This is a genomic window from Stenotrophomonas sp. GZD-301, assembly GCF_049310345.1.
Taxonomy (GTDB): Bacteria; Pseudomonadota; Gammaproteobacteria; order Xanthomonadales; family Xanthomonadaceae; genus Stenotrophomonas.
The window spans coordinates 1-12598 of the sequence record NZ_JBMOWY010000034.1 but is presented as its reverse complement, the minus strand read 5'-3'; the positions used below and the strand labels follow the sequence as shown (position 1 = coordinate 12598).

Sequence of the window (12598 nt, the reverse complement as noted above, 5' to 3'; positions counted from 1 at the left end):
GCTCCACCCCCATCCCCCCCCCCCCCACCCCCCTCCCCCCCCCCCCCCCCCCCCCCCCCCCCCCCCCCCCCACTACCCTCAGCTCGACGCGCTGCGGATCGCCTCGGGCAACGGCGCGCTCTTGCCAGTCTGGGTATCCATCCACACCACCACCACGTTGCCGTCCGAATACAGCGTGCTGTCGTTCTTCTCGTCCACGATGCGGTGGCCGATGGTTACGCTGCTGTTGCCCAGCCGTTCGACGAACAGCTCCACCACGATGTCGTTGGGCCACACGATCGGCAGGCGGTAATTGACGTTGGTGGCCGCCACCACGGGGGCGATGCGGTCGGTCATCGATACGCCCTCCACGCCCAGCATCCAGCGCACGCGCGCCTCTTCCAGGTAGGAGATGTACTTGGCGTTGTTGACGTGGCCCATGCTGTCCATGTCGCGCCAGCGCACGCTGATCGGTACGCGGGCAAGGATCTTGTGGTCGGTGCTCATCAGGCGTCCTTCTTCTTGCGGGTGGTGCTGGTCTTGCTGGCCTTGCCGGTGCTCTTGGCAGCGGCCGCCTTCTTGGCCGGCTTCTCCGGCTTGACCTTGCGGGGTGGGCGGGCGTCGGGCTTGTTGGCCACGGCGGCCGGGCGCTCCGGGCGCGCACTGATCGAGGGCAGCATCTTGGCCAGGAACTGGCCGGTGTACGACGCCGGGTGTGCGGCCACGTCTTCCGGCGTGCCGGTGACCAGGATGGTGCCACCGCGGTGGCCGCCCTCCGGACCCAGATCGACGATCCAGTCGGCGGTCTTGATCACATCCAGGTTGTGCTCGATCACCACCACCGTGTTGCCCTCGTCGCGCAGCTTGTGCAGCACGCCGAGCAGCGCTTCGATGTCGTGGAAGTGCAGGCCGGTGGTCGGCTCGTCGAGGATGTACAGGGTGCGGCCGGTGTCGCGCCGCGACAGTTCCTTGGACAGCTTCACGCGCTGCGCTTCACCGCCGGACAGCGTGGTCGCGCTCTGGCCCAGCTTGATGTAGCTCAGTCCCACATCGACCAGCGTTTCCAGCTTGCGTGCGATGGACGGCACCGGCTCGAAGAGCTTCAGCGCATCTTCGACGGTCATCTGCAGCACGTCGTTGATGTTGTAGCCCTTGTACAGGATCTCCAGCGTTTCGCGGTTGTAGCGCTTGCCGTGGCAGACATCGCAGGGCACGTACACGTCCGGCAGGAAGTGCATCTCCACCTTGATCAGGCCGTCGCCCTGGCAGGCTTCGCAGCGGCCGCCGCGCACGTTGAAGCTGAAGCGGCCCGGCGAATAGCCGCGCGCACGCGCTTCGGGCACCTGCGCATACAGCTCGCGCAGCGGGGTGAACAGGCCGGTATAGGTGGCCGGATTCGAGCGCGGCGTGCGGCCGATCGGCGACTGGTCGATGTCCACCACCTTGTCGAACAGGTCCAGGCCGTCGACCTCCTTGTACGGTGCGATCGGGTGCGACGCGCCGTTGATCTCGTTGGCGGCCAGCGAGAACAGGGTGTCGTTGATCAGCGTCGACTTGCCCGAACCGGACACGCCGGTGATGCAGGTCAGCAGGCCCGACGGAATGTCCAGGTCCACGCCCTTGAGGTTGTTGCCGCTGGCACCGCGCAGGTGCAGCGTCATTTTCGGGTTGGGCTTGTGCCGGCGCGCCGGAATCTCGATGGCGCGCTTGCCCGACAGGTACTGGCCGGTCAGCGAGCGCGGCGCATCCAGGATGTCCTGCAGCGTGCCCTGGCCGACGATCTCGCCGCCATGCACGCCCGCGCCCGGGCCGATGTCCAGCACGTAGTCGGCCAGGCGGATCGCGTCTTCGTCATGCTCCACCACGATCACCGTATTGCCAAGGTCGCGCAGGCGGGTGAGGGTGCCGAGCAGGCGCTCGTTGTCGCGCTGGTGCAGGCCGATGGACGGCTCGTCGAGCACGTACATCACGCCGACCAGACCGGCGCCGATCTGGCTGGCCAGGCGGATGCGCTGGGCCTCGCCACCGGACAGGGTGTCGGCCTTGCGCTCCAGGGTGAGGTAATCCAGGCCCACATCGACCAGGAAGCCCAGCCGCTCGCCGATTTCCTTGACGATCTTGCCGGCGATCTCGCCGCGCCAGCCGGGCAGACTCATGCCGCTGAAGAACGTCAGTGCCTCGTCGATCGGCAGCACCACCAGTTCCGGCAGGGCGCGGTCGGCCACGAACACGTTGCGGGCGGCCTTGTTCAGGCGCGCGCCGTGGCACTCGGGGCAGTCGCGTTCGCTGATGTACTTGGCCAGCTCCTCACGCACGGCGGAGGATTCGGTTTCCTTGTAGCGGCGCTCGAGGTTGGGAATGATGCCTTCGAAGCGGTGCTTGCGCTGGGTGCGGCCACCGGCCTCGGTGAAGTAGGTGAAGGTGATGGTTTCCTCGCCGCTGCCGTACAGCACGGCCTGGCGCACATCCTCGGGCAGGCTCTGCCACGGCGCGTCCACGTCGAACTTGTAGTGCTTGGCCAGCGAGGCGATCAGCTGGAAGTAGTACGCGTTGCGGCGGTCCCAGCCGCGCACGGCGCCGGCCGACAGCGACAGCTCCGGATGCACCACCACACGCGAGGGATCGAAGAACTCGGCCATGCCCAGGCCGTCGCAGCCGGGGCAGGCGCCCACCGGCGAGTTGAACGAGAACAGGCGCGGCTCCAGCTCCGGCAGCGAGTAGTCGCACACCGGGCAGCTGTACTTGGACGAGAACAGGTGGGCCGGCGCGTCTTCGACATCCAGCGACTGCACCGAGACCATGCCGTCGCCCAGTTTCAGCGCGGTTTCAAAGCTCTCGGCCAGGCGCTGTTTGATGTCCTCGCGCGGGCGGAAGCGGTCGATCACCGCCTCGATGGTGTGCTTCTGGCGCAGCGCCAGCGGCGGCACCGCATCGATTTCATGCAGCACGCCGTCCACGCGCACGCGCACGAAGCCCTGCGCGCGCAGCTGGTCGAACACCTGGGCATGCTCGCCCTTGCGCTCGCGGATCACCGGGGCCAGCAGCATGTAGCGCTGTTCCGGGTCCAGCGACAGGACGTGATCGACCATCTGGCTGACCGTCTGCGCTTCCAGCGGGTAGCCGTGGTCCGGGCAGCGCGGGCTGCCGACACGGGCGTACAGCAGGCGCAGGTAGTCGTAGATTTCAGTGATCGTGCCGACGGTCGAGCGCGGGTTGTGCGAGGTCGACTTCTGCTCGATCGAGATCGCCGGGGACAGACCTTCGATGTGGTCCAGGTCCGGCTTTTCCATCACGCTCAGGAACTGCCGGGCATAGGCCGACAGCGACTCCACGTAGCGGCGCTGGCCTTCGGCGTAGATCGTGTCGAAGGCCAGCGAGGACTTGCCCGAGCCGGACAGGCCGGTGATGACGATGAGCTTGTCGCGGGGCAGGTCGAGATCGATGTTCTTGAGATTGTGCGTCCGCGCGCCGCGGATGCGGATGAAATCCATCGCCATGGGGGATCCGTTGTGGGGCTTCGACCCAAGGGGTCGGCAAGCGGGTGGGGCAAGCGGAGACGGCAATCGGTCAGCCTACCGAGCTTGGGATTTGGGGGCAATCGGCGACATTGCCAGCCCCGTGTCTCATTCCCTGAGACCGGCGGGGCCTCAACCTGAACGGGGTTCAGGCGATTGGGCGCCCGTCCAGGGGGTGGGTTGACCCGGACCGGGGTGAGTCATTAAAATTCCGCTTCTGTCCGCCCTCGATGGCGACAGTCCATAGACCACAATAACTACAGAGGAAGTCTGGTCATGTACGCAGTACTGGTAACCGGCGGTAAGCAATACCGCGTGGCGCAGGGCGAAACGCTCCGCGTTGAAAAGCTCGAAGTCGAAGTCGGCAACGAGATCAAGTTCGACAACATCCTGATGCTGGGTGACAGCGATGGCATCAAGCTGGGCGACGCGCTGAGCGGCGCTTCGGTCACCGCCAAGGTCGTGTCCCAGGGTCGTGCCGACAAGGTCCGGATCATCAAGTTCCGTCGCCGTAAGCACCACATGAAGCGCCAGGGTCACCGTCAGTACTACACCGAAATCGAGATCACCGGCATCGCCGGTGGCAGCAAGTAATAAGGAGAAGCAGTCATGGCACATAAAAAGGGCGTAGGCTCTTCGCGCAACGGTCGCGACTCCAACCCGAAGTACCTCGGCGTCAAGATCTTCGGTGGCCAGGCCATCGATGCCGGCAACATCATCGTGCGTCAGCGCGGCACCCAGTTCCACCCGGGTTCCGGCGTTGGCCTCGGCCGTGACCACACCCTGTTCGCGCTGATCGACGGCAAGGTGGAGTTCTCGGTGAAGGGCCCGAAGAAGCGTCGTACCGTCAGCGTCGTCGCCGAAGCCTGATCTTCGCGACACGCAGGCGCCCACGCCTCGGCGTGGGGCCGCTGACGAAAGCCCCGCTTCGGCGGGGTTTTTGTTTTTGTTGAACGCATACCGGGCGGGATCCTTCCCGCCGCCGTCCCTGGATCGTACCGGGGACGTTAGACTCTGCGGTCGGGCGCATCCGCTGCCCGCCGCCTCCAGTTGGCATCCAGAATCATGAAACTTGTAGACGAAGCAGAAATCCAGGTCACCGCCGGCAATGGCGGCAACGGCTGCGTCGGTTTCCGTCGCGAGAAGTTCATTCCGCTGGGCGGCCCGGACGGTGGCGATGGCGGCAACGGCGGCAGCGTGTGGATCCGCGCCGACGAAAACCTGAACACCCTGGTCGACTTCCGCCACGAGCGCATCTTCAAGGCGCAGCGCGGCGAGAACGGCATGGGCCGCCAGGCCTACGGCAAGGGCGGCGAAGACCTGGTCATCACCGTGCCGGTCGGCACCGTGGTCATGAACGTCAGCACCGACGAAGTGATCGGCGACCTGACCGGGCATGGTGATCGCCTGCTGGTGGCCAAGGGCGGCAAGGGCGGCCTGGGCAACATGCACTTCAAGAGCTCCACCAACCGCTCGCCGCGCCAGGCGCTGCCGGGTGAGGAGGGCGAGGAGCGTCTGCTCAAGCTGGAACTGAAGCTGCTGGCCGACGTCGGCCTGCTCGGCTTCCCGAACGCCGGCAAGAGCACCCTGATCCGTGCCGTGTCCGCGGCGACGCCGAAGGTGGCGGACTACCCGTTCACCACCCTGTATCCGAACCTGGGCGTGGTCCGGGTCGAGAATTACCGCAGCTTCGTGATCGCCGACATTCCCGGCCTGATCGAAGGGGCTGCCGATGGCGCCGGCCTGGGCGCGCAGTTCCTGCGCCACCTGCAGCGCACCCGCCTGCTGCTGCACCTCGTGGACATTTCCCCGATGGAAGGCGGTGTGGAAGGCGTGTCGCCGATCGAGCAGGTGCGCGCGATCGAGCGCGAGCTGGAGAAGCACGATCCGGAGCTGCTGCAGAAGCCGCGCTGGCTGGTGCTCAACAAGGCCGACCTGATGTTCGAGGACGAGGCCAAGGCCGCCGCCGAGAAGATCATCGCCGAGCTGGGCTGGACCCAGCCGTGGTACCTGGTCTCGGCGCTGGGCCGTGAAGGCACCTGGCCGATCATGACCAACATCATGGCCTTCTTCGACCGCCAGAAGGAAGACGAGGCGCAAGCGCGCGATGCGTACTGAGCGCCGTCACGCGCCCCTGAAAAACCCGGCTGCGGCCGCGCCCCGGTGAAATGGGGCGCCGTCGGGATGCGCGCATCGCCATGCGCCCGGATGTTGCCGCGCGCCCGTAGCACCGCGTTTTCTGGATGTCGCCCAACAAAAAACCCGGCCAAGGCCGGGCTTTTCTGTACCGCCGAAAGCAGGGCTTCCGGCAGTCACTTCGCCGTATCAGGCGGCCTTGAGGGCCTTGATGCGCGCGGTCAGGCGGCTCTTGTGGCGAGCGGCCTTGTTCTTGTGGATCAGACCACGCGAGCTGAAACGGTCGAGGATCGGCTGGGCGACGGCAAAGGCTGCCTCGGCGCCGGCGGCGTCATTGGCATCCAGAGCCTTGATCACCTTCTTGACAGCGGTGCGCAGCATCGAACGCTGAGCCGTATTGCGCGCGTTGCGCACGACGGTCTGCTTGGCGCGCTTCTTGGCGGACTTGATATTGGCCACAGTGGTGGTTTCCTGAAAAATCGGTGTAATGGGAACAGCAAGCTGGAAAGTATGATGGCTCGAAAAATGTACGTCAAGTCAATTGTCAAGAGGGAACACGGGTGAGTTCACCGAAGATGCTGCGGGGCCTGCTGTCGTTCAGCAGCATGACCATGATTTCGCGGGTACTGGGGTTGGTACGCGACCTCGCCGTGACCACCACGTTCGGCACCAATGCGGTGACCGACGCCTTCTGGGTTGCCTTCCGGGTGCCCAATTTCCTGCGCCGTCTGTTCGCGGAAGGCTCGTTCGCCACCGCCTTCGTACCGGTGTTCACGGAGGTGAAGGAGACCCGCTCGCATGCCGAGCTGCGCGAGCTGATGTCGCGGGTGGCCGGTACGCTGGGCGGGGTGCTGCTGCTGGTGACCGCGCTGGCGCTGATCTTCGCCCCGCAGCTGGCCACGCTGTTCTCCAGCGGCGTCGACACCGATCCGGCCAAGCACGGCCTGCTGGTGGATCTGTTCCGGCTGACCTTCCCGTTCCTGCTGTTCGTCTCGCTGACCGCCCTGGCGGGCGGGGCGCTGAACAGCTTCCAGCGCTTCGCCATGCCGGCGCTGACCCCGGTGATCCTCAACCTGTGCATGATCGCCGGCGCGCTGTGGCTGGCGCCGCGGCTGGGCGGCACCCCCGAGAAGCAGATCCTGGCGCTGGGCTGGGCGGTGCTGGCGGCGGGCCTGCTGCAGCTGCTGTTCCAGTTGCCCTCGCTGAAGGGCATCAACCTGCTCACGCTGCCGCGCTGGGGCTGGACCCATCCCGGCGTGCGCAAGGTGCTGACCCTGATGGTGCCGACCCTGTTCGGCTCCTCGGTGGCCCAGATCAACCTGCTGCTGGACACCGTGATCGCGGCCAAGCTCACCGATGGCTCGCAGTCCTGGCTGTCGCTGGCCGACCGCTTCCTGGAGCTGCCGCTGGGCGTGTTCGGGGTGGCGCTGGGCACGGTGATCCTGCCCGCGCTGGCCCGCCATCACGTCAGTACCGACAAGGTGGGCTTCTCCAATGCCCTGGACTGGGGCCTGCGCACCACGCTGCTGATCGCGGTGCCGGCCATGCTCGGCCTGCTGCTGCTGGCCGAACCGCTGATCGCCACGCTGTTCCAGCACGGCCAGTTCACCCCGTTCGATACCCGCATGACCGCGTTGTCGGTGTACGGGCTGAGCCTGGCCCTGCCGGCGTTCGCCCTGCTCAAAGTGGTGCTGCCGGCGTTCTACGCCCGGCAGGACACCAGTACCCCGGTGCGCGCCGGCCTGGTCGCCCTGGTGGCCAACATGGTCTTCAATTTCGCGCTGCTGGCGGTGCTGTACCACGTGATGGTGCCCGAGGCGCTGAAGGCACAGGGGGTCTGGGTGGCGCTGGGCAAGCAGCCCGGCCTGCACCTGGCCCTGGGCATCGCCAGCGCACTGTCCAGTTACCTGAACCTGGGCCTGCTCTGGTACTGGCTGGGCAAGACCCGGGTGTACCAGCCCAGGCCGGGCTGGGCGGGCTATGTGACGAAGCTCGGACTGGCCTGCGCGGCGATGGTGGCGGTGCTGCTGGGGCTGCTGCAGCTGATGTCCGACTTCACCGGCATGGACAAATGGCACCGGATCGGCAACCTGGCCGTGCTGGTTGGCGGCGGCGGTTTGACCTATCTGCTGGCCCTGGTGGCGATGGGCTTCCGCCCGCGTCACCTGCGCGAGCATTGATCCGGCGGGCACCCGGCTATACTTCATGGCTATCCCTTGCAAAGCATCGGCCCCGGTGGGCCGCATTCCAAGTTGATGAGCAGGCTGTTTAGAAGCGTTGAAGGCGGGCCGTTGTTCCCGCACGGAAGCGTGGTCTGCATCGGTGCATTCGACGGCCTGCACCTGGGCCATCGTGCGCTGGTGCGCCACGCCGTAGCGCGTGCGCGCGCGCTGGGCGTGGCCGCCGTGGCGGTTGCGTTCGAGCCGTTGCCGCGCGAGTACTTCGCGCAGGGCGAGCCGCCGCCGCGGCTGACCCTGGCCCGCGACAAGGTAGCCATGCTGCGCGAGCTGGGCGTGGACGGCATCGGCCTGCTGCGCTTCGATGCGCGCATGGCCGCGATGCAGGCCGAGGCGTTCGTGGAGCAGCTGCTGGTGCAGCGGCTGAGCGCGCGCGAGGTCTGGATCGGGCCGGAGTTCTGCTTCGGCAACCGCCGCAAGGGCGACCTGGCGCTGCTGCAGGCGATGGGCGCGGACCGTGGCTTCAGCGCCGGCGAGATCGAGCCGGTGGACCTGCGCGGCGAGCGCATCTCCAGCACCCGTATCCGCCAGCTGCTGCGTACCGGCGATTTCAGCCACGCCGCCGACCTGCTGGGCCGCCCCTATGCGATCGGTGGCCGGGTGGTGCGCGGCCGCCAGCTGGGCCGTACCCTGGGTTTCCCGACCGCCAACCTGCGCTTCCCGAAGACGCCGGCGCTGTCGGGCATCTACGCCACCTGGGTGCACGGCGTGTTCGACCAGCCGTGGCCCTCGGTGTCCAGCTTCGGCACCCGGCCCACGGTGGACGGGGTGGAGCCGCTGCTGGAAGCGCACCTGTTCGACTTCCAGGGTGACCTCTACGGGCGCCACATCGAAGTGGAGTTCGTGGCCAAGCTGCGCGATGAAGAAAAGTTCCATGACCTGGCGGCGCTGACCGACCAGATGCACCGTGACGCCGAACAGGCGCGCCACATCCTTTCCGAACACAGATTGCGAGCCACTGCGTGAGCCAGGACTACAAAGCCACCCTTCATCTGCCGGCAACCGAATTCCCGATGCGCGGCGACCTGCCCAAGCGCGAGCCGGGCATTCTGTCGCGCTGGGAAGACGAGGGCCTGTACGCCCGCCTGCGCGAAAACGCGCAGGGTCGCCCGCTGTTCGTGCTGCACGACGGCCCGCCCTATGCCAATGGCCAGATCCACCTGGGCCATGCGGTCAACAAGATCCTCAAGGACATCATCGTCAAGTCGCGCTACCTGGCCGGCTTCGATGCGCCCTACGTGCCGGGCTGGGACTGCCACGGCCTGCCGATCGAGATCGCGGTCGAGAAGAAGTGGGGCAAGGTCGGCACCAAGCTCGACGCCGTCCAGTTCCGCCAGAAGTGCCGCGAGTTCGCTGAAGAGCAGATCGAACTGCAGCGCCGCGACTTCAAGCGCCTCGGCGTGATCGGCGACTGGGACAACCCGTACAAGACGCTGAGCTTCGACTTCGAAGCCAACGAGATCCGCGCGCTGTCCAAGGTGTTCGCCAACGGCCACATCGTGCGTGGCGCCAAGCCGGTGCACTGGTGCTTCGACTGCGGCTCGGCATTGGCCGAGGCCGAGATCGAGTACCAGGACAAGACCTCGCCGGCGATCGACGTCGCCTACGCGGCGCGCGATTCGGCGCAGCTGGCCGCACGCTTCGGCGTCAGCCTGCCGGCCGATGTCGAGGTCGCCGTGCCGATCTGGACCACCACCCCGTGGACGCTGCCGGCCTCGCTGGCGGTGTCGCTGGGGGCGGAGATCCAGTACGCACTGGTCGAAGGCCCCGCCCATGCCGGCAAGCGCCGCTGGCTGGTGATCGCCGCCGCCCTCGCCGAGCGCGCGCTGCGCCGCTACGGCGTGCAGGAGGTGGTGGCGCATGGCCATGCCGACGGTGCCGCGCTGGAAAACCTGTTGCTGGCCCATCCGTTCTACCCGCAGCGCGACATCCCGCTGCTCAACGGCGCGCACGTCTCCGACGAAGACGGTACCGGTGCGGTGCATACCGCTCCGGGCCACGGCCAGGAAGACTTCGTGGTCAGCCAGCAGTACGGGCTGATGGACGCCTACAACGCCGGCCAGATCAATCCGGTCGACGGTCGCGGCGTGTACCTGCCCTCGACGCCGCCGGCCGGCGATGTGGTGCTGGCCGGTGTGCACCTGTGGAAGGCGCAGCCGCTGATCGTGGACGTGCTGCGCGACAGCGGCGCGCTGCTGGCGTTCGTCGAGATCCAGCACAGCTACCCGCACTGCTGGCGCCACAAGACGCCGGTGGTGTTCCGCGCCACCCCGCAGTGGTTCATCTCGATGGACAAGGCGAACCTGCGCCGCGACGCGATGGCCGCCATCGACAACGTGGGCTGGTTCCCGAGCTGGGGCAAGGCGCGCATCGGCAGCATGGTCGATGGCCGTCCGGACTGGTGCATCAGCCGCCAGCGCACCTGGGGCGTGCCGATCGCGCTGTTCACCCACCGCGAAACCGGCGAGCCGCATCCGCGCACCGTCGAACTGATGCAGCAGGTTGCCGATCGCGTGCAGGTCGAGGGCATCGACGTGTGGTACTCGCTGGATAGCGCCGAGCTGCTTGGCGAGGACGCGCCGCACTACGAGAAGGTCACCGACATCCTGGATGTGTGGTTCGACTCCGGCGTCACCCATGAAGGTGTGCTGCTGGCACGCGGCTTCGGCAAGCCGGCCGACCTGTACCTGGAAGGGTCGGACCAGCATCGCGGCTGGTTCCAGTCCTCGCTGCTCACCGGCGTGGCAATCGACACGCAGGCCCCGTACAAGCAGTGCCTCACCCACGGGTTCACCGTGGACGAGAAGGGCCGCAAGATGTCCAAGTCGCTCGGCAACGGCATCGAGCCGCAGGACATCATGAAGACCCTGGGCGCGGACATCCTGCGCCTGTGGATCGCCTCGGCCGACTACAGCAATGAAATGTCGCTGTCGCAGGAGATCCTCAAGCGCAACGCGGATGCCTACCGGCGCCTGCGCAACACCGCGCGCTTCCTGCTCGGCAACCTGGATGGCTTCGACCCGGCGCAGCACCTGGTGGCGCCGGCCGACATGGTCGCGCTGGACCGTTGGATCGTGCATCGCGCCTGGGAAGTGCAGGAGAAGATCAAGGCGGCCTACACCGGCTACAACATGGCCGAGATCGTGCAGCTGCTGTTGAACTTCTGCAGCGTCGACCTGGGCTCGTTGTACCTGGACGTGACCAAGGATCGCCTGTACACGATGCCGACCGACTCGCGCGGCCGCCGCTCGGCGCAGAGCGCGATGTACCACATCGCCGAAGCGTTCACGCGCTGGATCGCGCCGATCCTGAGCTTCACCGCCGACGAGCTGTGGGGCTACCTGCCGGGCGAGCGCAAGGACAACGTGCTGTTCGCCACCTGGTACGAAGGCCTGGCCCCGCTGCCGGCCGATGCCGCACTGGGCGCCGCCGATTTCGATCAGCTGCTGGCCCTGCGCGAGCAGGTCGCCAAGGTGCTGGAGCCGATGCGTGCCAATGGCGCGATCGGTGCCGCGCTGGAAGCTGAGATCACCGTGGCCGCCGATGCGGAAACCGCCGCACGCTGGCAGCCGCTGGCCGAGGAACTGCGCTTCCTGCTGATCAGTGGTGATGTGCAGGTGCGTCCGGCGACCACCGACGAGGTGTTCGTCAGCGCCCAGCCGACCACCAAGCAGAAGTGCGTGCGCTGCTGGCACTACCGCGCCGATGTCGGCAGCGTGGCCGCCCATCCCGAGCTGTGCGGTCGCTGCGCGACCAACATCGACGGTGCCGGCGAAGATCGGCGGTGGTTCTGATGAGCGCCGTCCGTCCGCGTCCCAACGCCTTGGTGTGGCTGCTGCTGTCGGTTGTGGTCATCGGCCTGGACCAGTGGAGCAAGGCCTGGGTGCTGTCCAGCCTGCCCGAGTTCCAGCCGGTGCCCGTCATCGACGGCTTCTGGAACTGGTACCGCACCTACAACACCGGTGCGGCGTTCAGTTTCCTGAGCGATGCAGGTGGCTGGCAGCTGTGGTTCTTCACCGCCCTGGCCGTGGCCATCAGCGCCCTGATGGCCAAGTGGCTGTGGGAAACCCCGCGCGCCAACTGGCGCCGGGCGTTGCCCTTCGCCCTGGTCATCGGCGGTGCCATCGGCAATGTCATTGACCGCCAGGTGCATGGGCACGTGGTGGACTTCATCCAGTGGTACATCGGCAGCTATGCCTGGCCGTCGTTCAACATCGCCGATGCGGCGATCGTGGTCGGCGCGGTGGGCATTGCCGTGTTCGGGCTGTTCGAAGGCAAGGCCGCCAAAAAAGCGGGATAATCCCTCCCTGTATTCAGCAATAACCGGCTCGCGCCGGCCGGAGTATCTGACCGATGGATGTGTTGCTCGCCAATCCGCGTGGGTTCTGTGCCGGTGTCGATCGTGCGATCGAGATCGTCAAGCGCGCGATCGAGACCCTGGGGGCGCCGATCTACGTGCGCCATGAGGTCGTGCACAACCGTTTCGTGGTCGATGACCTCAAGAGCCGCGGGGCGATCTTCGTCGAGGAACTCGACGAAGTGCCGGACAACAACACGGTCATCTTCAGCGCCCACGGTGTCTCCCAGGCCGTGCGCCTGGAAGCGGACCGTCGCGGCCTGAAGGTGTTCGACGCAACCTGCCCGCTGGTCACCAAGGTGCACCTGGAAGTGGGGGGGGGCTATTGCGCGCGATCACGTATGCTTTTGGTTCTCCGCATCACATTCCACCTC

General features: G+C 66.7%; 10 protein-coding genes and 1 pseudogene. 8 read left to right on the top strand and 3 right to left on the bottom strand.

Features of this window, described 5'->3' with window-relative positions; translation table 11 throughout:
• Positions 1–78: 78 nt before the first annotated feature.
• Both ACO6VK_RS09460 and uvrA read right to left on the bottom strand, forming a co-directional pair.
• A complete protein-coding gene (locus tag ACO6VK_RS09460; RefSeq protein WP_422506617.1) occupies positions 79–486 on the bottom strand; it encodes an acyl-CoA thioesterase in 408 nt (135 codons plus the stop codon).
• Positions 486–3476, bottom strand: a complete 2991-nt coding sequence (uvrA, locus tag ACO6VK_RS09455) for an excinuclease ABC subunit UvrA (RefSeq protein WP_422506616.1) — start codon at positions 3474–3476, stop codon at positions 486–488. Before uvrA ends, ACO6VK_RS09460 begins: the two co-directional genes overlap by 1 nt.
• A gap of 294 nt (positions 3477–3770) precedes the next feature.
• Here uvrA and rplU point away from each other — a divergent pair, with 294 nt between their 5' ends.
• The 3 genes from rplU to obgE all read left to right on the top strand — a co-directional run bounded on the left by rplU (position 3771) and on the right by obgE (position 5612).
• Positions 3771–4088, top strand: a complete 318-nt coding sequence (gene rplU, locus ACO6VK_RS09450; RefSeq protein WP_019184518.1) for a 50S ribosomal protein L21 — start codon at positions 3771–3773, stop codon at positions 4086–4088.
• Positions 4089–4103: 15 nt separating this feature from the next.
• Positions 4104–4364, top strand: a complete 261-nt coding sequence (rpmA, locus tag ACO6VK_RS09445; RefSeq protein WP_017354924.1) for a 50S ribosomal protein L27 — start codon at positions 4104–4106, stop codon at positions 4362–4364.
• A gap of 195 nt (positions 4365–4559) precedes the next feature.
• The gene (gene obgE / locus ACO6VK_RS09440) at positions 4560–5612 is read left to right on the top strand and encodes a GTPase ObgE (protein ID WP_411850286.1); all 1053 of its coding nucleotides are present in this window, start codon (positions 4560–4562) and stop codon (positions 5610–5612) included.
• Positions 5613–5819: 207 nt separating this feature from the next.
• On the opposite strand, the gene rpsT is transcribed toward obgE, so the two are convergent.
• Positions 5820–6089, bottom strand: coding sequence for a 30S ribosomal protein S20 (gene rpsT, locus ACO6VK_RS09435; protein WP_017354922.1), 270 nt, complete (start codon positions 6087–6089; stop codon positions 5820–5822).
• Positions 6090–6205: 116 nt separating this feature from the next.
• Between rpsT and murJ the strand changes: the two genes are divergently transcribed.
• The 5 genes and pseudogenes from murJ to ispH form a co-directional block, all read left to right on the top strand.
• Positions 6206–7810 carry a murein biosynthesis integral membrane protein MurJ gene (gene murJ, locus ACO6VK_RS09430; RefSeq protein ID WP_422506618.1) on the top strand — a complete coding sequence of 535 codons (1605 nt, stop codon included), beginning with the start codon at positions 6206–6208 and terminating at the stop codon, positions 7808–7810.
• Between the two features lie 75 nt (positions 7811–7885).
• Positions 7886–8833 carry a bifunctional riboflavin kinase/FAD synthetase gene (locus ACO6VK_RS09425; RefSeq protein WP_422506615.1) on the top strand — a complete coding sequence of 316 codons (948 nt, stop codon included), beginning with the start codon at positions 7886–7888 and terminating at the stop codon, positions 8831–8833.
• Complete coding sequence (gene ileS / locus ACO6VK_RS09420) at positions 8830–11661, top strand: isoleucine--tRNA ligase (protein ID WP_422506614.1); 2832 nt, start codon at positions 8830–8832, stop codon at positions 11659–11661. Before ACO6VK_RS09425 ends, ileS begins: the two co-directional genes overlap by 4 nt.
• The gene (lspA, locus tag ACO6VK_RS09415) at positions 11661–12167 is read left to right on the top strand and encodes a signal peptidase II (RefSeq protein WP_422506613.1); all 507 of its coding nucleotides are present in this window, start codon (positions 11661–11663) and stop codon (positions 12165–12167) included. The genes ileS and lspA overlap by 1 nt, the downstream gene beginning before the upstream one ends.
• 53 nt (positions 12168–12220) lie before the next feature.
• Positions 12221–12598, top strand: a pseudogene (gene ispH / locus ACO6VK_RS09410) (4-hydroxy-3-methylbut-2-enyl diphosphate reductase); the annotation flags it as partial.

Excerpts from the sequence above, each read along its gene's own strand:
- ACO6VK_RS09425 (WP_422506615.1), top strand. The coding sequence starts at position 7,886 with ATGAGCAGGCTGTTTAGAAGCGTTGAAGGCGGGCCGTTGTTCCCGCAC.
- rplU (WP_019184518.1), top strand. The coding sequence starts at position 3,771 with ATGTACGCAGTACTGGTAACCGGCGGTAAGCAATACCGCGTGGCGCAG.
- obgE (WP_411850286.1), top strand. The coding sequence starts at position 4,560 with ATGAAACTTGTAGACGAAGCAGAAATCCAGGTCACCGCCGGCAATGGC.
- ACO6VK_RS09460 (WP_422506617.1), bottom strand. The coding sequence starts at position 486 with ATGAGCACCGACCACAAGATCCTTGCCCGCGTACCGATCAGCGTGCGC.
- lspA (WP_422506613.1), top strand. The coding sequence starts at position 11,661 with ATGAGCGCCGTCCGTCCGCGTCCCAACGCCTTGGTGTGGCTGCTGCTG.
- rpmA (WP_017354924.1), top strand. The coding sequence starts at position 4,104 with ATGGCACATAAAAAGGGCGTAGGCTCTTCGCGCAACGGTCGCGACTCC.
- murJ (WP_422506618.1), top strand. The coding sequence starts at position 6,206 with ATGCTGCGGGGCCTGCTGTCGTTCAGCAGCATGACCATGATTTCGCGG.
- uvrA (WP_422506616.1), bottom strand. The coding sequence starts at position 3,476 with ATGGCGATGGATTTCATCCGCATCCGCGGCGCGCGGACGCACAATCTC.